Here is a 21,788-nt window from a genome sequence, read left to right as displayed (position 1 = left end):
GTTATGCAGCACCTTTTTTGGTTGGTAGAAGGACGAGTGGCAGGGCGATGTGGCCCCAACAAGGAAAGTTGGGATATTGCCGAATTAAAGCAAGGCGGGATCGGTGCGGTATTGTCTGTTAATCGTGGGGATATGTGTGAGCCGCAAGCATTCGCTAATCATGGTATTCGTTATGCCTGTATTCCATTTTCGAGCAATGTTCCTCCTCAGGAAGGCGACGTTGAGATATGTGCAGAGCAGTTACCCAAAGCACTTGAATTCATTAAGCAGTGTGAAGCGGACGATATCGCTGTGATGGTACATTGCCGCTCAGGTAAAGATAGAACGGGTTTATTAATGGCTTATTATTTGATGAGCAATGGAGCCGCGCCACTGCATGCGGTGAGCCAGGTTCGGGCGATTCGCGATATTGCATTTAGTGCAGAAGGATGGGATCAGTTCGCGTTTGACGTGTTATACGCTTTACAAGATTGAATTGTATAGCCTATGTTAGTCCATAGGCTATTAATCACCCTAGATTAACATGAGGTTATCAGCGGCTAATGTTTAACAAGTTCTTGCCAACTATGATGGTTGTTTTTTGTTTTCTCACCATAGCGGGATGCTCATCTACGGTTCCTGTTTCAAGCAAAGTACCGAGTTATAAAGTTACTCCTCCCACTGACACCTCTCTTTATCAATATCTACAACCTTCTTTAGTCCAGCATCCTAATAAAACGGGCGTGTTGCCGTTAGGAACGGGTGTCGATGCTTTTATAGCTCGCTTGGCTGTCGTAAAAGCGGCTAGCCGAAGTATTGACCTGCAATATTACATCTATCATAACGACGAAACAGGTAGGATTTTACTGTGGGAGCTCATTGATGCCGCCGATAGAGGTGTGCGAGTTAGGATGCTGCTCGATGATTTAACGACTAAAAATCTCGATGAGGGATTAATAGTATTAGCTAGCCATCCAAATATTGAGATCCGCTTATTTAACCCGTCATATGACAGGGCTTTTCGTGGTTTAGAGATGTTGACTGGTTTTTCTAGGCTAAACCGCCGGATGCACAATAAGTCTCTTACCGTGGATAACCTAATAACTATCGTCGGTGGACGGAATATAGGAGATGAGTATTTCTCTAAAAATGAAGATGTTGATTTCGGTGACTTCGATCTGCTTACCATAGGTGCTGCAGTCGATAAGGTATCAGATCAGTTTGATCTTTATTGGAATGCGTCGATGGTTTATGAGATTGAGAGTTTAGTCGAGCCGATAACACCATCGAGGTTAGCTAATGCAGAAATAAACATTGCGCAGCAAAAAGCAAACTTCAAAGATGATGAATATCTTCATCGTTTAGAGTCTAGTGCTTTGTTAAGCGAGATCCACAAATCGCATGTTGAATGGTTTTGGGGCGATGCAGAGGTGGTATATGACCCCCCAGAGAAAGCGACATCGGAAGACCGTCAGCATTGGCTAATGTCAGATCTTACTCACTTTCTTTCTCAAGCTAAACAGCAGGTGCTGTTAGTTTCCCCCTATTTTGTACCAACTCAAAAAGGAACAGAGGCATTGATTTCGGCTGTTCAGTCTGGGGTGAAAGTAACTGTTGTCACCAACAGTCTCGCTGCGACCGATGTGTTGGCTGTTCATGCAGGTTATCAGAAATACCGCCGACAACTAGTTGAAAATGGGGTCACTATCTATGAAATGAAGGTGGATGTTAATAATCGTCCATCGGCTTGGAAGGGGAGTTCTAGGTCGAGTCTTCATGCAAAAACATTTGTGTTAGATTCGCAAGCGGTGTTTGTCGGCTCGTTTAATTTTGATCCGCGTTCGGCGTGGATTAATACGGAACTTGGCCTAATTTTCGATAACCCAGCATTTGCCTCATCCATGTTAACTGATATAGAACTGATATTGCTGGATAACAGCTATCGACTAGCTATAGAAGATGGTGAGCTTATTTGGTTTGATCGGTATCAGTCAAAGACCTATTATGCAGAGCCTCAAGCGAGTTTTTGGCGGAAATTCATGGCAGATTTTATTGGCCTATTTCCCATTGAGTCTCAGTTGTAGTTGGTAAATTATCCTAGGTTGAACATCGTCAATATTGGACTGATGTGCTAGGGTTAATCTTATAAGACGAGGCCTAAATTAATGTTGGTAAGATTATGAAAAGTAAGGCAAGTCAATCTCAGGGATTATTGTTGTTTAGACTATCACAGAGTCAATTATTTGCGTTGGGGACACTAAAAATAAGAGAGCTTGTGCCCTATACGACATTAAGTGCTATCCCTAAGTCACATCATACTATCATTGGGGCGGCGACCGTTCGCGGTCACACTATACCTATTATCGATATGGCAGCAGCTGTTGGATACGCACCTATCACGCAAGAAGAAAGAGCGAATGCTTATATTATTATTACCGATTGTCAGCGAATGGTGATGGGATTTTTAGTTCGTTCAATTGATAAAATTATCGAGTGTAATTGGCGAGATATTGAATCACCCCCCAATAATTTGGGCAAGAATGCCTACTTAACTGGCGTGACTAGAGTCGATGATAAACTAGTGCAACTACTCGATGTTGAGTTATTGCTGTCAAAGGTCTTTCCTGCTAGTCCTGAAACCACTCGTGCGATTTTGACTGATGTGCAACGTGAGATCTTAAAACCGCTGAATATATTGTTGGTTGATGATTCATTGGTTGCTCGAAAACAACTCTCTGATGCGTTAGATAGTATCAATATTCCTTACTTAGTGACCTCCGATGGCCGTGAAGCACTATCAATCATGGAACATGCCTATAAAGAGGGAAGACCGGTTGATCTGCTTGTTAGTGACATTGAGATGCCTGGCCTCGATGGTTATGAGTTAGCATTTGAAGTGAAAAATACGCCTTCACTTGCTAATGCCTATATCATTTTACATACCTCACTTTCTAGTGAGATAAGTGTTAGTCAGGCTCACCAAGTAGGAGCTAATGAGGCGTTAACTAAATTCGATGCCCATGAATTGATCGAAGCAATGTTGAGAGGCGCGGAAAGTCATAAGCAGCTTAAACATTAGCGTCTTGTTATGGTTATGATGCTAATGAGTAATATCACATGCTAAATTGACCAGATCGCTAGACAAGGCCCTTGTGTTTCTATAAAACTTCAAGATGAAGGAAGTTTAACCTTGGAGCACTGGTAACATGACAATATTTGTAGTGACCAGTTAATTGCCAAATCATGTGACGTTATGCTTGCTCATAATAAAAGCAGCGCCAGAGATGGTGAGATAATAATTTAACTCAGAAAAATGTGTGACGTTAAAGGGTAAATTTTAACAATAACAATTATAGGTCAATCAATGAATCAAAGCCGTTCTTTATTTGCCAAATTGGCAGATGGCAGTCTTGTGCTGCAAATTATCTTGGGGATTATAGCTGGGATATTACTTGCGACATTTTTTCCATCGTCAGCTAAAAGTGTTGCATTTCTTGGGGATCTTTTTGTTGGTGCCCTTAAGGCGATAGCGCCTATTTTAGTGTTTATTTTGGTTGCTGCATCGATTGCTAATCAAAAGAAGAACGCGAAAACTAATATGCGTCCCATCGTTTTATTATATTTATTTGGCACTTTCGCTGCGGCAATAACGGCTGTCACTATGAGTTTTATGTTTCCGACAACATTGGCTTTGGTCTCGGCTGCAGAAGGTGCTGCACCACCAGAAGGGATTGCTGAAGTTATCAATACATTACTGTTTAAGATTGTCGATAATCCCGTACATGCACTAATGACGGGGAATTACATCGGTATTTTAGCATGGGGTGTGGGTTTAGGTATTGTGCTTCATCAAGGAAGCGAGACCACAAAAAACGTATTTGCAGATATAAGCCATGGTGTATCACAAATGGTGCGTTTTGTTATTCGTTTGGCACCCATTGGTATATTTGGTTTAGTGGCTAATACGTTTGCAGAAACTGGCTTTGAAGCTATTGCTGGTTATGCCCATCTGCTTGCAGTGCTGTTAGGAACGATGTTGATTATTGCTTTAGTTGTTAATCCATTGATTGTTTGGTTTAAAATTCGACGTAATCCTTATCCGTTAGTCTTTACTTGTTTACGAGAAAGTGGTGTGACTGCATTCTTTACTCGTTCGAGTGCAGCTAATATTCCAGTTAATATGGCGTTGTGTGAAAAACTTAAATTGCATGAAGACACATACTCAGTTTCTATTCCGCTAGGTGCAACCATCAATATGGGCGGCGCAGCGATCACGATTACCGTGCTCACTCTAGCTGCGGCCCATACGCTCGGTGTTCAGGTTGATATATTAACTGCAATTTTACTCAGTGTGGTTGCTGCGGTATCAGCATGTGGAGCCTCCGGTGTCGCTGGTGGTTCGCTCTTGTTGATCCCGTTGGCCTGTAGCTTATTTGGGATCAGTCATGAGGATGCCATGCAGGTTGTCGCTGTTGGTTTTATCATTGGGGTTATACAAGACTCAGCGGAAACTGCATTAAATAGTTCAACTGACGTTCTGTTTACTGCATCGGCCTGTGAAGCAGCAGAAAGAGCTGAAAACAGTTAATGTGATATTGCACTCATAAAAAAAGGAGCCTTTGGCTCCTTTTTTTATGAGTGCAAGTCGAGGTTATAAGTAATTCGTTAATGTTTGAGAAGTGTGTGGTAGGTTAATTGTATTAAAGATCACTAAACCAATGCATTAAAAGTGATTTAGATCGCGTTTTTATTTCGCTTGTGCGATACAATTTCGCATGTAGAGTAAAAAAACTATTTGTAATTGATTGGTTTAGGGTTTGTTTTATTTACAATGGTGCAACATTTGTGGTCGGTGGAGGGTAGATAAATATGGAAACAAAGCTTCGAGTAATGTTAGATAAGGCCATCGCAAATGGTTCGCAGTCATTGCTTCAAGTGATAGAAATGTCAGTCGTCGAAAAGCGTAAACGCCTAAGTTGGCAGGAGCGAGACATGGATACACGGGAAATTATTGGTCAGTGGATAGATGAACGTCCATCTTTAGGTGATAAAATTACGCTTTACCGTCAAGGTGAGAAACTGTTTTTAGAAACTTGGTATACCGATGGGTGCCATAGTTTAGATGAAATGCAGGGGACTGTTGTTGAAAATGGCCTAAAACTAGAAGATTTGGGTGGCAATCTATTTGGTGAGTATTTCCTGCTGTGTGAAGATAATAGTCTTCATTTCTGCAATAGTGCTGAATGTTTTTATACAGCCAAACGTGCAGCGGCATGAGTGCGTGATGTAACGTTTTAGTGAGTTAAATTGTCTTACTGAATAAGTGAGCTATTTATTTTAGCCATAACTTTAGACAAGTTCTCTGTCGTCATGGCTAATCTATTATGTAAATCTGCTTTTGTCGACGAAGTGCTAAGCAGCTCTAGTACTAGAAGGGATGCTTGCTATAAAATTCAACTATTTTATGGCTAAATGGGTGATTTATTTTTAGATGTTCAGCATGTAAACATAAGCGATTCGATGCTGCTATGATATTTTCATCTCCGTAAAAATCATCCCCTAATATAGTGTGGCCTATGGCCTTCATGTGCAGGCGCAGTTGGTGAGTTCTTCCTGTTATCGGTTTTAGTTTAACTAAGGTTGCTGTTGCTCTGCGTTCAAGCACCTCAAAATAGGTCGTTGCACTCTTTCCATCATCGGCAATTAACTGCAGGGGTGGTTGGCTGATATCGGCTTTCATCGCGAGATCAATTTTTCCACTATCGTCAGTAATAATTCCTTGTACTAACGCGACATAGTATTTCTCGGTAACTCGATTTTGAAATTGAGTCTTGATATTTGATTCTGCTTTTTTATTTAATGCAAAAACCATAATCCCTGAGGTCGAACAATCGAGTCTGTGGACTAAAATAGCCTCGGGGTAGCGTTGTAACAGCCTGTTGATAGCGGAGTCGAAGGTGTTCTCAGCTCGTCCCGGATTGGACAGCAACCCAGAAGGCTTGTTAATTACTATGATGTCTCTGTCTTGATAGCGAATGTCGAGCCAAGGGATCGAGGGGGGCTGATATGTAAAAATTTTCATGTATTCTCCTTCGTCGCGATCGTATCAAATATTGACCTCGATGCACATGCTCTATTCGTTGTTAAATAGCTAAATCGTGTTAAGTCGTTGTGCGCGGCTAGCGATGAATGAACTCACCTGGTAGTTTTATTTACTTATTCTTTACCTCTAGGGCATCATCTGGTTTTAATATAGTTATGACGTTGGTGAGTTAACAGATATTTAGAAGTGTAGCCATGGGTAAGCTGTGTATTTGCGGCCGCTTGTTGCAGTTAGTAAAAAATAGATGTGGTGCAGCATATCAAGCCATTCTATAACCGTTATACTACTGCGTTGTTGGCGATCGCATTATTTAGGTGAATGATTTTATCGGATACAGCTACTGGCATTATTTTCCAGTATCAATTACCTGTATTAGTTATCTGTATTTGTTACCTGTATTAGTTATCGGTTAATTCAATATTTTATTCTTGCTCATTTGATTGTGAGCATCGTATTCGAACAGTTTAGGAGTCATTATGACAACTGCGTCAGTTTATTCTATTGGCAAACCCGGCCAAAAGTGGGGCGATGATGAGAAAGCTAAATGGCGTCTCGCTCAAGTCATCAAGCGCTCTTATCAGGCTGAGGTGGTGGTCAAAATTGATGCGCTTCGCGACATATTCAATGTCACAGAATATGGTGTGTTAGATTATGAAGAAGGGCGTTATCCCTTGTATGCCGTTAAAAATCGTAGTTGGAACACGGCATTACCCACAGTGTTAATCACTGGTGGCGTCCATGGTTATGAAACCAGCGGTGTGCAAGGCGCGATTCGTTTCTTAGAAAAGGCCGCGTCGGTTTATAGTGACAAGCTCAATCTTATCGTCGCTCCTTGTGTGAGTCCTTGGGGATATGAAACTATCAATCGTTGGAATCCAATGGCGATTGACCCTAATCGCTCATTTTACGACGACAGTCCGGCGCAAGAGTCTGCGGCGTTAATGGCGTTAGTTGCGAGCTTAGATGTGCAGCTTATGGCGCATATCGATCTGCATGAGACAACCGATACCGATAATAGTGAGTTTCGCCCTGCCTTAGCGGCAAGAGATGCGGTCGAACATACCAACTGGAATATACCTGATGGTTTTTATCTCGTAGGAGATAGTGATAATCCTTGCGCTGAGATGCAAAAAGCGATTATTGATGCGGTAGCTAAGGTGACTCATATCGCACCCGCAGATGAACACGGAAGACTTATTGGTGTCCCAGTAACTCAGTTTGGGGTGATCAATTACCCGACCAAATCTTTGGGGCTGTGTACCGGTTTTAGCAATGCAACTTTTAATACCACTACCGAAGTCTATCCTGATAGTCCGTTAGCCGATGCTGAAAACTGCATATTAGCTCAAGTAGAAGCGGTGACTTCTGCACTCAACTATATATTGAACAAAACTAAAACAGCCCGTTAATAATCACTAAGGTGACGCTGACAAATAGCAACCCAGTGATTAAGTTGATCATTGGTGTTGCTCGTTGCATCTTTTGCTGAATTGCAGGTTTAGATAATACTAATGCGATTAAGCTGAACCAGCTCAATGACAGTAAAAACATCAGTAGAGTGATCGCTGCTTTCGTTTCTAGGTTTACTGTTGGTGAGATTAATGTTGAAAACAGCGTAATAAAAAACACCATCGCTTTAGGATTAAGCAGATTTGTCGACAAGCCTTGGATAAAGCCTTGTAACGCGGTGAGCTTGTGATGAGATGTGGTGATAATCTTTAGTTGTTTTTTGTCTCGCCAGTGAGTAACTGCTTCGTGTATCGCACCTAATCCCATCCAAGCTAAATAAGCTGCACCTATCAGTTGCACTGCGATATATAGATTCTCAGCACTTTTTATGATGAGGCTGATCCCAGTTAAGCTAAGTAGGGTGTGTAAGGTGATCGCAACCGCTAAGCCTAATGCAGCGGCTAATGCTGTTTTGCGCTGGGTTTGAGTGGCCAGTTTCACCACCAACGCAAAATCTGGGCCTGGGCTTGCCAACGCGACGGTATGGATCACGGCGAGTGAAAGTAGCAGTTGATACTCTAATGTCATTCAATGGTGCTCTTAAGTTATTGGATACAGATGTAAGCATGCCTTGGTTAGTCTCTATTGACTTGTAAATTATCGCGCAGTTAATCTCCGTTATGAAGGGATTGTTGCGCACCATAAGATGCGACGCCAATATGGCAGTCTAGGTGTACATGCTTTTCGAATGTAAAAGACTTAAAACAGGCTGGGTTTAGCTCCATCGCTTTTAAGATGAGAGGGTGCCAGTATTCTATGATTTCAACTGATGATAATAAAATGTGCCGATTCGAGGAATTAATACTGAGTTTAGCCTAGGGGCTTTTGTGATGACGAATAAATAATTGCAACCTAAATAGTACAAATCATTCCAAAGTTGATGTTTGGATCGTGAATTCTGCTGTTAATTAGCCCATAATGGAACCGCTAAATTTCTGCTGACAGATAACATAATTGGAGTCGGACTTGTGAAAGGACAGATCATACGTGAGATGAAGGTGCAATCGGTTATTGAGGTTGATTATGAGGTGCAAAGACGTATTGCCTTTATTAAAGCAAAACTCAAAGAAGCGCGAGCCACCAGTTTAGTGCTTGGTATCAGCGGTGGTGTGGATTCCTCCTTAGCAGGCCGTTTGTGCCAATTGGCGGTGAATGAGCTTAATTCTGAAGGTGAGTTTGAGGGAAGTTATCAGTTTATCGCGGTAAGGTTGCCGTTTAAGGTACAAAAAGATGAGGACGAAGCGCAGTTGGCTTGTCAGTTCATCCAGCCGAGTAAGTTGGTGACCGTGAATATAGGTGAAGGTGTTGACGGGATTCATCATCAGACCTTAGCCGGATTAGAGAGCGCTGGTGTGATCTCTCACCCTCATAGCAATGTCGAGTTTGTTAAAGGCAATGTAAAAGCTAGAATGAGAATGATTGCCCAGTACGAGATCGCAGGTTTGACCGGAGGTCTAGTCGTCGGTACAGACCATAGTGCCGAGAACATCACAGGTTTTTATACTAAATGGGGCGATGGCGCTTGTGATTTGGCCCCCTTGTTTGGCCTCAGTAAACGTCAAGTTCGTCAGCTGGCAGCGGCACTAGGTGCGCCAAGCATTTTGGTCAATAAGGCGCCAACAGCGGATTTAGAGTGTGACAATCCTCAGCTTGAGGATGAAGTAGCCTTGGGGCTAACCTACGATCAGATAGATGATTTTCTTGAAGGGAAAGCTGTCGATGCTAAGGTCGAAGCGCGTTTAATCGCTATCTATAATGCGACTAAGCATAAGCGCAACCCAATACCGACTATCTATGATTAATTGTTATCAGTAAACAAAGCGATCTATCCAGCATATTGTAAACCTGCTGATTCAAGGCGATGATCTTGAGTCACTTTCGATATGACGATAACGTTTATAAATGGCGCCCTAGGCGCCTTTTTAATGGGCTTCTAACGCGCAGCGTAGTGCATCGATAGTGCTATTAGGGCATTGTCGATAGTCGAGATAAGGTAGTAGACAGATTTGTTGGTTGACTTGGTTTATCAATCGAAATGATTGAGGCTCCGTTAAGACATCAAGTGATAAAGCTTGGGCACTTTGTTGACCGCAGACGATATGGATTTTGCCATTTGGACAAAGCGTGGTTTTTCCAAAGTGAATCGATTCATCTTGTTGCAGTAGCTTTGGAAGGTAACTCCGCCAGTCACTCGTTGGGCAGACGATTTTCGCCATGATGACAAATATTTTTCGCCAATGATTACCATTGAGTGTGATCAACTCTTCAATATTTAAGTTGGATGATGCTTGCCAATTTGTAGGTAGACGTGGGGGATTGGGTAGATAAAAACAGATATCCGCATTTTTGGGGCCAATTTGTGCAAGTTTTTTCATCATTATTTGGGTGACGTTTTATGGTTTAGCTAGAGTTTAGTGGCCAAAAGCGTGTATGTTAATGAGTAATCTTATTTTGCAGAAATCAATGATACTTAGTCGATGAAAACACTGCTTATTTCTTCAAGTAAACATCTGATATTGGCAATTACCTATGGTGCACTAGGGATTATTGTCGCGTTACTCTATGGCGCTATTTGGTTTCTTAATGCGCGGCCAGATCTATCGATCTGGCATACGACGCAGTTGAGTTCTCAATATCATCATGATATGCATTTAACTGATTTTAAACAGTATATAGCATTAGAGGATAAACTGTCCGCTGAAATTGAGTCTAAGGTGTTTAGCCAAACTCAAGGCGTAACTAACCAGCCGCTTAACCGTTATGTGCGTGGTAGTTACTCGGATCCGCAAAAGTGGTCGTTTGACTGGAATCGAAGTTTTGAATGGCAGTCTCCTCAGGCTGAATTTGGATTGTTATTGATCCATGGCATGTCTGACGCGCCTTATTCCATGTCTCATTTTGCTCAACATTTCAAGCAAAAGGCGCATGTGTTAGGTTTGCGTTTACCCGGTCATGGCACTTTACCCTCTGGACTTGTTGATGTTACTTGGCAAGAGATGGCTGAAGTCGTCGCGTTAGCCACCGAACATATGCAAAAACAGCTCGGGGGAAAACCGCTTTACGTTATCGCTTTTTCAACTGGGGCGGCATTAGCGCTTAATCACGAGTTAGAAGCCTTGAGTCAGAATAGAGGTACATCTTACGCTGGGCTAATTTTTGTATCGCCAGCAATAGGGTTAACACCTGTGGCGGCTGGTGCGAAATGGCAAGATAAATTAGGTCAATTTTTGGGTTTAGATAAACTGAGTTGGAATGCGATTCAAACTGAGTACGATCCCTTTAAATACAACTCTTTTGCTGTCAACGCTGGAGATGTTGTCTATCAACTAGCAGAGCAAAATCAGTCTCTTTTTGATAAGCTTTCACAAACCCAAGTGGCTAAGCTTGCAGATGTGTTAACTTTTCAATCGGTAGCGGATAGCACCGTATCAACCCCCGATGTGATTATTGATCTGTATCAGCGGCTAGCGGTTAAAAATAATCAGTTAGTGCTTTTTGATATTAATCGTCTGGATGTCAATATGGCATTGATAGTCGATGATCCTATGGATGCTCTAAAACCGTTAATTGTGCCTGAACTTATGCAATATGAGCTGACGCTTGTACAAAATCAGCAGCAAATAAATGCACAAACGACAGCAATCTCTCGGGAAGTTGAGGCTGTGCGATATAGAGTGAATCAAACGCCACTGCATGAACCACTTTCTTTAGCATGGCCTAAAGAGGTTTACTCTCTATCTCATGTAGCACTGCCTTTTCCTGCATCCGATGAGCTATATGGGCCTAACAAAGGGGAACCTAATTACAGAGTTCATATTGGGGCTTCAGCCATTCGTGGTGAGCGCGGCGTATTTGGCGTACCTGCAGCTGAAATCTTACGCCAAAAATGGAATCCCTTTTTTCCCTACATGATTAAGCGAATAGAAAATTATATTGAGGCAGAGCAATCTAGTAAATAATTAAAAAAACAACATGTTAATTAATGCGGTTTAGCTAAATACCATTAATTGACATCACTTTCTCAGCATGACAGCTAAAATTTGCCAATTATTCAGCTAACAGAGAACTGATCACTTTATTTCTGCCACTTTCTTTGGCTTCATAGAGGTTTAGATCTGCCATTTTAAACCAGTGATCTATGTTATTGAATTCACCGGCATTACTAATTACCGCTCCGATACTGACGGTAAGCGTAGCTCTTTCGGTCGAATTCATCTCAATCTCAGTATCGGCAATGAGTTGTCTAAATTGGTTAAGGTGAATTTCTACTTGCAGAACGTTACACTGGGGTAAGATTATCAAAAACTCTTCACCACCATATCGAGAGATAATATCTGTATCTCGCTTGAAGAACTGTTTCATTAATTTGGCCAGTGTGATTAATGCCTTATCACCCGCTTGATGGCCATAGGTGTCATTAATTCGTTTAAAGTGGTCAATATCGACGATACAAAATGCCAATGCAGAGCAGTTACGCTTACACATATCGTGTAGCGTTGGAAAGTGCGTTTCTGTATAGCGTCTATTATAGAGGCCTGTGAGTTCATCCATTTCACTTAACGCTTGTAATTGGATATTGGCTTTTTCTAATTCTACGGTTCGTAACGCTACTTTTTCTTCCAGTTCAAGTTGGTAACTCAGTAGTTCCAATTTACTCTTTTGAATACTGCGAGATAGTGTGCAGATTTCTTTGGGCGTTGTGTCATTGAGCAGCAGTTTTTCACTTCCATTCATATCCCCACTGCTGAACTTCGTTGCTATCACCTCAAGTGGAGTGGTTAATCTGCCACTGATCACTTGGATGAGTAATATTGTGGTAATAAATGAAAAAAGTAATACTGTAAATGTCATTAAGTATTGCTGTTCTACTTGGGCTAATAACGGAGAGAAGGGAACCACGACGTACAGAGACCAACCATTATTTAGTATGTATTTAGAATAAGCATACTCAGGACTCTCGCTATCTAAATGATTAAAATTGATCATTTTCAACTTGGTTTTATAGTTGAGTCCACTCATAGAGAATTGTAGCGGTTTTAATGGCTGCATTTTGAGAGATTCAGATGCGTAGATTATTAAATTATTCTCATCGACTAAGATAATTGAGCGAGTCTCATAGCCCCTATCTCGATGATCAATTTGTGCAAATTTGGTCAAGTTTAGTGAACCCTCTAGTATGCCAACGGGTTTGATTTGATTTGTCGCCTGATAAAGTGGTGCACTGATAGCCACTATTGGATCATTTCCAAATCCCCGCCCAAGAAATGCAGGAGAGATAAAAGTAAGCTGATTGAAAAATGCTTCTTGGAAGTAGTGTCTGTTCATAACACTTAGGGTTTTGTTATTACCATCTGACCGGTTTAAACGATCAATGGGACTTGCGGCTGTTATGAGTCCTTGGTCATCAGTAATAAGCATTGAGATAAAGTTAGGGTAACTTTGATGTAGTTTTGATAGTAGCCCTTGCCATTGACTTTGGTCTGAGCCAAAGCTGAGCCATCGAGCAGCATTATCTATGGTGCGGTAATGGTCATCAATAAATGCCTGAGTTGCTTTACCTAGATGATTAGCTGAATCTTCAAGGCTATGTTTTACCGCTAACTGCTGTTGATCGAGAGAATGATTATTAAAAATAAGGGCTGAGACTAGCAAGACCAAAGTTAGGATCTGGATGAAAGTGTAGGTCAACTGTTGGTTAAAGCTTTTACGTTTTTGATTGGTTATCTTATCTTTTATATGAAATTGAACAGGGAGCAGTGTGACAAGGATTGACGCTAATACAGTATAGAATAGACCGTTAATGCCCTGTTTTAAAATAATAAAAGTAAAATAATGGTCTGGTAATTCTGACAGTAGGTTTAAGTAAATATAAAATAGTGGGATGCCGACAACGCTCCAGTACACAATATCTGCATAAAGTGAATAGAACTCTTTGCGGCGAGCATAACCCAACCAAAGTGCTTCGAGAGGAAATAATAAGAACGTATGCCAACTGTCCCATGCGATATAGAGACCTGTTGTACATAAAAGTGCGGTTAGTAGGGCGTACCAAGGGCCAATAAAGATGGCGACAATAACAAAGAACATGTTACCAATGACCAACTGCTGGTTGCCAAACAGTTGAATCGGGACGAGGTTTACCAGTAAACCTAAAATACCTAAAGCGAATGCGAATGCCAAATGGCGAATATTAATCAATTGCATAATCCCTTGCTGTAATTGATGTTTAAGAAGCCGAAGCCAGTGATAAGCTGATAGCTATTGAAAGTTTATGCTAATCAACAGCTAAATGCTAACCAAATGTTTCTTATCACTCTTTTGGGATTGCAGAAGTAAATTATTAAAAATAAACGTCCCTCTCAATCCTTTAGAAGAGAAGCATCTGCAGAGAATGCAGGGGTCTACTACAAAGAGTTGTGGATTAGCATCTACAACGCCCACATCATTACAAAAAGTAATCGAAAGGACACCAGATTTAATGCGGATTTTCGTCGTAGGTTTGACCAGAGTTTGACCATGTTTGAATTACCAACAATAAATCATTAGACACAAAAAAGCCTGTAACTCATTAAGAAGTACAGGCTTTTTTGATTAAGAATTTGGTCGGTATGAGAGGATTCGAACCTCCGACCCCTGACACCCCATGACAGTGCGCTACCGGGCTGCGCTACATACCGATTTTATCCATAACAGTTTAACTCTGGGGTCTGTTAGGACAGGCCGAACTTTATCAACTCAAATAGGGCTATGCAAGTGTTTCGCATGCTATCGGAGACTAATTGCTTAGTTTATAGACGTTACGTTGATCTATACCTTAGTGGTTGTAGAATCTTCGTCCTTCTCGCATCACTTGAATAAACTCTGGCGCACTGATCTTCTTGCGCAGTCTTTTACTGTAATCTTTATCATAGATGCGATATTTACCATGGCGGTCAATCACGGTGATTTCATCTTCTTGATAAATACCAAAGACTAAATTGTCACCGACATAGGTCCAACTATTGGAATTTGGCTGGAGTAAACTTTGGCCTGAACTATAGTCTTTTGCCTTGTTATTACAGTTTAAAAGTTGTGTCATCAAGGTTGGCACTATGTCGTAGTGGCTGGTTGGGTAGTTAACCTTTTTTGCATTAGCAGGCCCTGGCCAGTTGATGATTAAAGGCACATTGACATTCATTGGTGACATGTTAGTACGGGCTTCGTTGTTATCGCTAGTAAATACTTTACCGCTAACGCCAGTGATGAGTACAAAGGTCTCTTCTGGCACTTGAGTTAACAGTTGCTGCAATTGTTTATCAATAAAATTAAGCGATTGGCGATATTGATTAAATAGTACTTTCTGTGCTGGCTTTAACGTTTGCTTGGGTTTTACGGTCTCGATACCAAGAAAACCAATTGGTGTATCGTAGCTATCTGGACTTTGCAGATTTATTAATGCAAACCAAGGTTGGGCCTGCTCTGCTTGCCATGTTTTGAAGGTCTCTATGCTGCGGATATCTGCATCGGCAATACTCTCATTCACGCTTTGAGTGTGATCTTCTAAATCTTGGTAAATCGCATTGGGAACCACGCTTTCCATTTTAGGCGCAAACAATCCGAGGGCGTATCCTTGCTGTTTTAACTCTTGAGTTAATACCGGTGAGCGATAATTGAGATCACTGGCTGCAATATAGCTTCCTTGAAGGCCGTATAACAGGGAAAACAAGCCACTTTCATGTATGGTGCCACCACTGTGATGTTGACTAAATTGGTGGTTGTTTCGCGCGTATTGATAAAGAAATGGCATCGTCATTTCATCGACCATGTCAGTTCTAAAGCCATCAACAGTGACTAGCAATAGGTTGACCTTATCATTAGCGCTACATTGCAGCGGCGAAATAGGGTAGTTGAGCGTAGGTTGTGTGCGAGTATCGTTATGGTCCATTTCTCCCTTTTCAATACCATGACGTTCCATAAAGGAACGCGCTGTAGCAGGATAAGATAAGGGATAAGCGTCATCTAATCGGGTGATTTCTGTTACATCAGCCGCATCTGCCCAAATGTGGATCAGGTGGCTGCTGACAAAACAGATACCGATGAAAATCACCACCTTGTTGCCATAATTGGATTTACGAATTTTTTCGATACGTTTCCACAGAAAGTTTGCCGCTGTGAGCTCAAGAATAATAATCCCCAGAGGCGTGACAATATAAGAGGTGCCTTGGAGTAAGCTATTAAGATCAGCCCAAGCGATATCGAATACGAATGGACTCAGGTGCAGCCCATAGTCGTCATAGATGATGGTGTCATATAATAAAATACACAGGCTGAACGTTGCGGCAACCGCCGCCAATCCCCTGAGAATTTTTGAATAGGGCAAGATTAAACTGATGGGAAACAGCACAACCAAATAGACAATAAATGCTAAAAAGCTGAAGTGGCCCAAGGTACTTATCGTTAAATAGCCCCAACCGAGCCAACTCTCTGGCGCACCGACCGTCTCAATATAACGGACGCCGATAATCATAGCTAAGAAACCATTGAAAAAGGCAAACCAATGCCCCCAACTGACTAAGCGTGATACGCGATCACGACCCATCTCTTTTTTTCGCTCGATCATAGGGATCCGCTATAGGTTGAAATACAAATCTAATCTTAAATTTTTTTTAGCCGACTTTGCTAGTTTTTTACGAATAAAAACAGGATTTTTAGTCGTAAAAGTGTAGCAGAGGTTAGCCTTTTACCGATTGCGTTAACGCTTTGGCGAACTGCTCAGCCACTTGAGTGCGAGCTTCTTCTGGCACTTTACGAATAAGCAAGTCTGTGACGCAGTTACCAAGGACCATTAAACCTAAATCAGTTGGTGCTTGGTGTTTGTCTAGCACAGCAAGTAGTTCTGCAATAATTGATTCAACTTGCGTGTTTGAATATTTTGATTGGATAGCCATATTTAAAATTTTTTCACTTTAATTTGAAATAGCAGCATATAATAACGGATTTCTACCATTATCACTATCGAGGCTTATGAGTATTCACGTCGAACAAGCAATTATTCACGCTATTTCCCAAGATGGCGAAGGCCAATTGAGCTGTAGATTACGTCCACAGCCTCTTTTAAATAGCCAAGCCGTAGAAACTATGCTCGAAGAGCTGCACCAGACTTATACCACTAAAGCGGGTAAAGGGTTTGGTCATTTCGGAACTCACGGAGAAGATGGTGAAGCCAATCCAAAGTTTAAGGATGCACTAACGGAGTATCGTAGCGGTGAGTTAGGTTTCGTCGAGTTTTCAGCATTGGCTGGCAAGCTGTTGCAGGAAGAGTTAGCCAAGTATGATTTTAGTCAGGGCGGTTTCTTATTAATGTCATGTTATACCCACATGACGAGCGACTATCTATATGTATCCTTGCTCAATGCTAAGTCGTCGATGACAGTACTTGATGATATGGAACTATCGCAAAATACCCACCTAGATCTTAATAATGTGCAACTCGCCGCACGTATCGATTTAACCGAGTGGCAGGCCGATCCCGATTCACTTAAATATATCTCGTTTATTCGCGGGAGAGCGGGTCGTAAAGTGGCCGACTTTTTCCTCGATTTTATGGGATGTGTAGAGGGAGTAAATACCAAGGCACAAAACAAACAGCTGATGAATGCGGTTGAGGATTTTGTTGCCAGTAGCGAACTGACTAAAGATGAACGTCAGCAGTGTCGTGAAAAGGTATTTGAATATTGCGCTGAGCGTTGTGATACCGGGGCTGATATTCAGCTAAAAGATCTGGCCGATGAACTAGCCGATTCAGGTATGGACTCTTTTTATGATTTCGCTCAAGGGGGAGAGTATGAGCTTGAAGATGAATTCCCAGGTGACAAGCCTACCTTACGTCAGTTGAAGAAGTTTTCGGGAACGGGCGGTGGGGTGACCTTAAGTTTCGATGGTCAGCATCTTGGTGAGCGGGTGATTTATGATCCTATTTCGGACTCCATCTTAATCAAAGGGGTTCCTGCCAACTTAAAAGACCAATTAGATCGTCGTCTTAAAGGTGGTCAGTAGTCAAGCTGCTCACTCGAATAGACCCGATATAATGAAGACGCCTATTTATGGGCGTTTTTTTATTGTAATTAAATTGACTACCTCGGTTGTCATCGCTTGCTAAAATGTCGAAGATGATGTGAAATCATCTGTTGATAGCTATTATGTCCGTTGGCCGTTTGCTGATGGGACGAAACAGGGCAGACTGTATTTCTGCCTAGGAGATTAAATGCAACTTTTTGTTAGAGATTTAACCGTTATCGATTTTTCATACTTGTGCCCGATCAGAGGCATGGTAGGGGAAAGCTGGATCGTCGATGTACTACTCGATGGTGGTTTAGACGATCAAAATATGGTACTCGATTTTGCTAAGGTTAAACGTACCATTAAAAATACTATTGATGATGTTGCCGATCATCGATTATTGATCCCGACCGCATGTTCAGAGGTGAGGTGGCAACAACAGGGCGATCGTGTCTGGATGGATTTTAACAGTCTTCAAGGCGATATACATTTGGCGTGTCCTGCTCAAGCATTTGCCTTGATCCCTACTGAAATTATCGATTTTGAAAGCGTAAATGCCTTCTTGCAAAAAGCCTTGAAAGAGGTGCTGCCTGATAATGTAAATGGTATTGCCTTAACGCTGCGCAATGAGATACATGAGACACCTTTTTATCATTACTCTCATGGGCTTAAGAAACATGATGGTAATTGTCAGCGGATCGCCCACGGGCATCGAAGCCCAATAAATGTGTTTGAAAATGGTGTATCAGCACCGCAATGGGATGAATATTGGAGCCGTCGTTGGAAAGATATTTATTTGGGTTCTGAAGATGATCTTGTTGAGGTCGATGAACTCGAACTGTCACCGCAGACCACGGTGACAGATGAAACCCACTACGGATTTCATTATGTTGCGCCCCAAGGTGACTTTCAGTTGGCAATGCCAAAAAAACGCTGTGAGATTATTCCCCACGATACCACGGTCGAACTACTTGCTGAGTTTATTGCCAACACCTTAGTGAGCGAGGTACCAGGCTCTACATTTAAGGTCATTGCCTATGAAGGAGTGGGCAAAGGGGCGATTTCGGTTAAAGGTTAGTGTCTGAATAAACCGTTAAATATAAAATCAATTTGGAGATATTTTGAACTATTTTGCTGTATTAGTTAGTGCACTCTCTATAGGCGTAAGTGCTATAGGGGTAAGTGGAACAGCCGTTGCACAAGTGACCTTGCAGGGCAAGATGGAGCAGGGCGCGTTAATTCGTGCACAGACCACGCCAGGAACGGAAGTTTACCTTAACGGAGATGCGATAAAAGTGACTCCACAAGGTCACTTTGCTTTTGGTTTTGAACGCGATGGCGCACTTCACCAAGAGTTAAAGTTAATCTATCCCGATGGCCTGACCCAAATTAAGCCACTGACGATCAAAGCAAAAGAGTACAAGATTGACAAACTCACTGGGATCGCAAAAAAGATCATGAAACCCGACCCCAAGGCGCAGGCTAGAGCGGCCAAAGACAGTAAGCAGGTCAAGGATGCTAGGAGTCAATTCACAGCGAGTGAAGCGTTTACCCAAGCGTTTATCTGGCCATTAACGGGACGCATCTCTGGGGTCTACGGTAGTCAACGTGTTTATAATGGTAAGCCAGGTAACCCGCATTATGGCGTTGATGTTGCGGCTAAAACGGGCACAGTTGTTGTGGCGCCAGCAGATGGGGTGATCAGTCTCTCTGTGCCTGATATGTTTTACTCTGGCGGGACAATTGTTCTCGATCATGGCTATGGGGTGAGTTCGAGCTTTTTGCACTTAAGTAAGCTGTATGTCAAGCAAGGTGACGAGATCAAGCAAGGTCAACCCATTGCCGAAGTTGGTGCCACGGGTAGGGTGACTGGCCCCCATTTAGATTGGCGTGTTAACTGGTATCAAATGCGACTCGACCCTGTCACTATCGTCCCTTCAATGGCGAGTGTGTTAGGTAAATAACGCGATTTACCCATCTTTTTAAGCGACCATAGAGGTCGCTTTTTTATTTTCTAGCTTAGGTTTTTAACGTGTTTTTGGTGATCCCATGACGGCTGTTTGACGTATAGCAGGTATTGCTTCAATAAGAGAAATACCGTGATAGAACAGCAGATAGACAAGCCTACGAATGAGATACAAGCACAAGAAGCTGCCCGGGAAATGGCGGTATTTCCTTTGCCGTTATTTATTTTACCCGATGGTATTCAGCGATTACGTATTTTTGAGCCGTGTTATCTTTCAATGGTGGCCGAAGCTGGCGACCGAGGTGGTTTTGTCATCGCTCGTTATGACAGCAACCTGGCGTTCAATGTGCCTAAATGGGGCACGAGAGTTGAAATTATCGACTTCCATTCTGGTGAAGGTGGAATTTTAGTGGTTGATGTTAAGGGGCTCAATTTAGTTAACCTTCAAAACATGCGTTATCGAGACGACAGATTACTTTTGGCCGACAGTTATTATCGCCCGTTTTGGTCAGTCGCTACCGTAGAGCCTGGTTTATCTGACATGGGACGTTTGCTGAAAAAACTGTTTGAGCAAAATGTCGCTTTGGCAAACCTTTATCCAAACCCAAAATTTGATCATCTTGATTGGGTCTGTGCTCGCTTTTTAGAAATATTACCTTTATCTTTGAATGAAAAGGAGAAGTTCATTGAGCCTTCGATGTTTGATTCGCTAAAGGTGTTTCTCCATACATTTATTTTCGGAAACGAAAATATAAATTGATCCTTTTGCTTCTGACTTGCGTAATGGTTTCTATACTTCAGCAATGGTTGGTTTGAGATGCAGCAAATAGTGAGCAAAAGCTACCCAAAGAGGGAGAGCAAGATTATCGCCAATAATATCGAGACTCAGGTGCCAGCCGAATTGTCTCATTGGCTAACCTTGGTTGCAGAGCAAAGAGACAAGCAGGCGTTTACTGAGCTGTTTGAGTTTTTTGCACCTAAAATTAAGCGTTTTGGTATTAAGCAGTTAGGAAGTGATGCTCAAGCTAACGAATTAGTGCAAGAAACCATGACCAATGTGTGGCGTAAAGCCCATCTGTATAACATAGATAAGGGCGCTGCAACGACTTGGGTCTATACGGTGATGCGTAACGCCTCTTTCGATATTCTTCGTCGAATAAAAGCCAAAAATGAACAAAATCTTGGTGATGACATCTGGCCTATCGATATGGCTCAAGATGAATTGCAAGGTGAAGAAGATAATTTTGGTGATCATCTGATGGAAAAACAGATGTTAGATTACGTCAATTCGCTGCCAGAAGCGCAGCAGGCGGTAGTCAAAGGGGTTTATTATCAAGAGCTTTCGCAAGAGCAACTGGCTCAGCAGTTAGGTGTGCCGATAGGCACAATAAAATCGAGATTAAGATTAGCGCTGGCCAAGCTTAAGTTGCAAATGGGGGAAGACTATCATGATTAAGCATCATCCAACATCAAGTGTATTAACGAATTTTGTTGCAGGCGAACTTCCTGCATCAGTCGCCGTGATTGTCGCGAGCCATGTCGAGCTGTGTGAGCAGTGCCGTGCAGAGGTTCAATTACTGACCGAACAGGCTGCGCAGAAGGCTTTTGATGATACCTTTATGGGTGAAGCACTACCTGGACTTCAAAGCGATACCCCAATAGAAGACGATACGTTTTTCAAGGCGTTTGATTTTGATTCAGCGACAGTTAGTCATATTACCGGCATCGATGCTGCAAATATGATAGATGCGATTACTGAGCAGCCAGCCCAGGTTAATTCAGCCTTAGCGCATACCGTAAACGAAATTGAGGTCTCAGGTACGCGGATCAAGTTGCCACGAGCGCTCAAATCGATAGCGCTGAGAGAATGGCAGGGACTAGGTAAACTGTCTCGCGCTCGTTTGGCGTTAGAAGATGAGGAACTGAGAGCGAGTTTACTTCACATCGACAAGGGTGGCAGCGTGCCATGTCATACCCACAAGGGCTTTGAGATCACCTTATTATTGCAAGGCAGCTTTGAAGATGAGATGGGCACATATCGCGCGGGTGACTTTATGTGGCTTGATGGAGAGCATACCCATCAGCCAGTGACTAAAGAGGGCTGTGTTTGCCTAACGGTATCGAGTGATGCGATTCACTTTACTCAAGGTATGAGCCAACTATTAAATCCAATTGGCCGTTTTATCTACTAGT

20 protein-coding genes and 1 tRNA gene are annotated in these 21,788 nt (G+C 42.2%); 14 read left to right on the top strand and 7 right to left on the bottom strand.

Going from position 1 to position 21,788, the window contains the following annotated elements:
* Positions 1 to 3 precede the first annotated feature (3 nt).
* The 5 genes from K0I62_RS12435 (at position 4) to K0I62_RS12415 (ending at position 5,256) form a co-directional block, all read left to right on the top strand.
* Positions 4 to 474 carry a phosphatase domain-containing protein gene (locus K0I62_RS12435; protein WP_220068437.1) on the top strand — a complete coding sequence of 157 codons (471 nt, stop codon included), beginning with the start codon at positions 4 to 6 and terminating at the stop codon, positions 472 to 474.
* Between the two features lie 68 nt (positions 475 to 542).
* Complete coding sequence (locus K0I62_RS12430) at positions 543 to 2,063, top strand: phospholipase D family protein (protein WP_220068436.1); 1,521 nt, start codon at positions 543 to 545, stop codon at positions 2,061 to 2,063.
* Between the two features lie 95 nt (positions 2,064 to 2,158).
* Positions 2,159 to 3,058, top strand: coding sequence for a chemotaxis protein CheV (locus K0I62_RS12425; RefSeq protein WP_220068435.1), 900 nt, complete (start codon positions 2,159 to 2,161; stop codon positions 3,056 to 3,058).
* 285 nt (positions 3,059 to 3,343) lie between these two features.
* A complete protein-coding gene (sstT, locus tag K0I62_RS12420; protein WP_220068434.1) occupies positions 3,344 to 4,567 on the top strand; it encodes a serine/threonine transporter SstT in 1,224 nt (407 codons plus the stop codon).
* A 281-nt stretch (positions 4,568 to 4,848) separates the two neighbouring features.
* Positions 4,849 to 5,256 (top strand): hypothetical protein, encoded by a 408-nt coding sequence (locus K0I62_RS12415; protein ID WP_220068433.1) that lies wholly within the window; start codon positions 4,849 to 4,851, stop codon positions 5,254 to 5,256.
* Positions 5,257 to 5,407: 151 nt separating this feature from the next.
* On the opposite strand, the gene K0I62_RS12410 is transcribed toward K0I62_RS12415, so the two are convergent.
* The gene (locus tag K0I62_RS12410; protein ID WP_220068432.1) at positions 5,408 to 6,061 is read right to left on the bottom strand and encodes an RluA family pseudouridine synthase; all 654 of its coding nucleotides are present in this window, start codon (positions 6,059 to 6,061) and stop codon (positions 5,408 to 5,410) included.
* A gap of 497 nt (positions 6,062 to 6,558) precedes the next feature.
* Here K0I62_RS12410 and K0I62_RS12405 point away from each other — a divergent pair, with 497 nt between their 5' ends.
* Positions 6,559 to 7,491: a M14 family metallopeptidase gene (locus K0I62_RS12405; RefSeq protein WP_220068431.1), complete on the top strand. Its 933-nt coding sequence runs from the start codon at positions 6,559 to 6,561 to the stop codon at positions 7,489 to 7,491.
* On the opposite strand, the gene K0I62_RS12400 is transcribed toward K0I62_RS12405, so the two are convergent.
* Positions 7,475 to 8,119, bottom strand: a complete 645-nt coding sequence (locus tag K0I62_RS12400) for a LysE family translocator (protein ID WP_220068430.1) — start codon at positions 8,117 to 8,119, stop codon at positions 7,475 to 7,477. The genes K0I62_RS12405 and K0I62_RS12400 overlap by 17 nt on opposite strands.
* Before the next feature lie 440 nt (positions 8,120 to 8,559).
* On the opposite strand from K0I62_RS12400, the gene nadE reads away from it, so the two are divergent.
* Entirely contained in the window at positions 8,560 to 9,393 is an 834-nt protein-coding gene (gene nadE, locus K0I62_RS12395; RefSeq protein ID WP_220068429.1) for an NAD(+) synthase, read from the top strand.
* Positions 9,394 to 9,513: 120 nt separating this feature from the next.
* Here nadE and K0I62_RS12390 read toward each other — a convergent pair whose 3' ends face one another.
* Positions 9,514 to 9,969: a DUF6942 family protein gene (locus tag K0I62_RS12390; protein ID WP_258404994.1), complete on the bottom strand. Its 456-nt coding sequence runs from the start codon at positions 9,967 to 9,969 to the stop codon at positions 9,514 to 9,516.
* A 99-nt stretch (positions 9,970 to 10,068) separates the two neighbouring features.
* Here K0I62_RS12390 and K0I62_RS12385 point away from each other — a divergent pair, with 99 nt between their 5' ends.
* Positions 10,069 to 11,550, top strand: coding sequence for an alpha/beta hydrolase (locus tag K0I62_RS12385; protein ID WP_220068428.1), 1,482 nt, complete (start codon positions 10,069 to 10,071; stop codon positions 11,548 to 11,550).
* Positions 11,551 to 11,638: 88 nt separating this feature from the next.
* Here K0I62_RS12385 and K0I62_RS12380 read toward each other — a convergent pair whose 3' ends face one another.
* From K0I62_RS12380 to K0I62_RS12365, 4 genes are all read right to left on the bottom strand, one after another.
* On the bottom strand, positions 11,639 to 13,795 hold the full coding sequence (locus tag K0I62_RS12380; protein WP_220068427.1) for a sensor domain-containing diguanylate cyclase: 2,157 nt from the start codon (positions 13,793 to 13,795) through the stop codon (positions 11,639 to 11,641).
* Positions 13,796 to 14,191: 396 nt separating this feature from the next.
* Positions 14,192 to 14,268, bottom strand: a tRNA-Pro gene (locus tag K0I62_RS12375).
* Between the two features lie 137 nt (positions 14,269 to 14,405).
* Positions 14,406 to 16,190: a DUF3413 domain-containing protein gene (locus K0I62_RS12370; RefSeq protein ID WP_220068426.1), complete on the bottom strand. Its 1,785-nt coding sequence runs from the start codon at positions 16,188 to 16,190 to the stop codon at positions 14,406 to 14,408.
* A 112-nt stretch (positions 16,191 to 16,302) separates the two neighbouring features.
* Positions 16,303 to 16,518, bottom strand: coding sequence for a YejL family protein (locus K0I62_RS12365; protein WP_220068425.1), 216 nt, complete (start codon positions 16,516 to 16,518; stop codon positions 16,303 to 16,305).
* Positions 16,519 to 16,594: 76 nt separating this feature from the next.
* Between K0I62_RS12365 and yejK the strand changes: the two genes are divergently transcribed.
* From yejK to K0I62_RS12335, 6 genes are all read left to right on the top strand, one after another.
* A complete protein-coding gene (yejK, locus tag K0I62_RS12360) occupies positions 16,595 to 17,626 on the top strand; it encodes a nucleoid-associated protein YejK (RefSeq protein ID WP_220068424.1) in 1,032 nt (343 codons plus the stop codon).
* Positions 17,627 to 17,834: 208 nt separating this feature from the next.
* On the top strand, positions 17,835 to 18,707 hold the full coding sequence (locus tag K0I62_RS12355) for a 6-carboxytetrahydropterin synthase (RefSeq protein ID WP_220068423.1): 873 nt from the start codon (positions 17,835 to 17,837) through the stop codon (positions 18,705 to 18,707).
* A gap of 79 nt (positions 18,708 to 18,786) precedes the next feature.
* On the top strand, positions 18,787 to 19,593 hold the full coding sequence (locus K0I62_RS12350; protein ID WP_258405151.1) for a M23 family metallopeptidase: 807 nt from the start codon (positions 18,787 to 18,789) through the stop codon (positions 19,591 to 19,593).
* A 135-nt stretch (positions 19,594 to 19,728) separates the two neighbouring features.
* Positions 19,729 to 20,355 (top strand): LON peptidase substrate-binding domain-containing protein, encoded by a 627-nt coding sequence (locus tag K0I62_RS12345; RefSeq protein WP_220068422.1) that lies wholly within the window; start codon positions 19,729 to 19,731, stop codon positions 20,353 to 20,355.
* Positions 20,356 to 20,412: 57 nt separating this feature from the next.
* Positions 20,413 to 21,051 (top strand): sigma-70 family RNA polymerase sigma factor, encoded by a 639-nt coding sequence (locus tag K0I62_RS12340; RefSeq protein ID WP_220068421.1) that lies wholly within the window; start codon positions 20,413 to 20,415, stop codon positions 21,049 to 21,051.
* Entirely contained in the window at positions 21,044 to 21,787 is a 744-nt protein-coding gene (locus K0I62_RS12335; protein WP_220068420.1) for a ChrR family anti-sigma-E factor, read from the top strand. Before K0I62_RS12340 ends, K0I62_RS12335 begins: the two co-directional genes overlap by 8 nt.
* The last annotated feature ends 1 nt before the right edge of the window (position 21,788 follow it).

It is taken from the genome of Shewanella psychrotolerans, assembly GCF_019457595.1.
GTDB lineage: Bacteria > Pseudomonadota > Gammaproteobacteria > Enterobacterales > Shewanellaceae > Shewanella > Shewanella psychrotolerans.
The sequence above is the reverse complement of the archived record's forward strand: the minus strand, read 5'-3'. Positions and strand labels throughout refer to the sequence as shown.

Coding starts and splice junctions, on each gene's coding strand:
- K0I62_RS12355 (WP_220068423.1), top strand. CDS start 17,835: ATGCAACTTTTTGTTAGAGATTTAACCGTTATCGATTTTTCATACTTG.
- K0I62_RS12435 (WP_220068437.1), top strand. CDS start 4: ATGCAGCACCTTTTTTGGTTGGTAGAAGGACGAGTGGCAGGGCGATGT.
- K0I62_RS12415 (WP_220068433.1), top strand. CDS start 4,849: ATGGAAACAAAGCTTCGAGTAATGTTAGATAAGGCCATCGCAAATGGT.
- K0I62_RS12400 (WP_220068430.1), bottom strand. CDS start 8,119: ATGACATTAGAGTATCAACTGCTACTTTCACTCGCCGTGATCCATACC.
- K0I62_RS12370 (WP_220068426.1), bottom strand. CDS start 16,190: ATGATCGAGCGAAAAAAAGAGATGGGTCGTGATCGCGTATCACGCTTA.
- K0I62_RS12430 (WP_220068436.1), top strand. CDS start 543: ATGTTTAACAAGTTCTTGCCAACTATGATGGTTGTTTTTTGTTTTCTC.
- K0I62_RS12335 (WP_220068420.1), top strand. CDS start 21,044: ATGATTAAGCATCATCCAACATCAAGTGTATTAACGAATTTTGTTGCA.
- K0I62_RS12385 (WP_220068428.1), top strand. CDS start 10,069: ATGAAAACACTGCTTATTTCTTCAAGTAAACATCTGATATTGGCAATT.
- K0I62_RS12390 (WP_258404994.1), bottom strand. CDS start 9,969: ATGATGAAAAAACTTGCACAAATTGGCCCCAAAAATGCGGATATCTGT.
- K0I62_RS12425 (WP_220068435.1), top strand. CDS start 2,159: ATGAAAAGTAAGGCAAGTCAATCTCAGGGATTATTGTTGTTTAGACTA.
- K0I62_RS12405 (WP_220068431.1), top strand. CDS start 6,559: ATGACAACTGCGTCAGTTTATTCTATTGGCAAACCCGGCCAAAAGTGG.
- K0I62_RS12365 (WP_220068425.1), bottom strand. CDS start 16,518: ATGGCTATCCAATCAAAATATTCAAACACGCAAGTTGAATCAATTATT.
- K0I62_RS12410 (WP_220068432.1), bottom strand. CDS start 6,061: ATGAAAATTTTTACATATCAGCCCCCCTCGATCCCTTGGCTCGACATT.
- sstT (WP_220068434.1), top strand. CDS start 3,344: ATGAATCAAAGCCGTTCTTTATTTGCCAAATTGGCAGATGGCAGTCTT.
- yejK (WP_220068424.1), top strand. CDS start 16,595: ATGAGTATTCACGTCGAACAAGCAATTATTCACGCTATTTCCCAAGAT.
- K0I62_RS12340 (WP_220068421.1), top strand. CDS start 20,413: ATGCAGCAAATAGTGAGCAAAAGCTACCCAAAGAGGGAGAGCAAGATT.
- K0I62_RS12380 (WP_220068427.1), bottom strand. CDS start 13,795: ATGCAATTGATTAATATTCGCCATTTGGCATTCGCATTCGCTTTAGGT.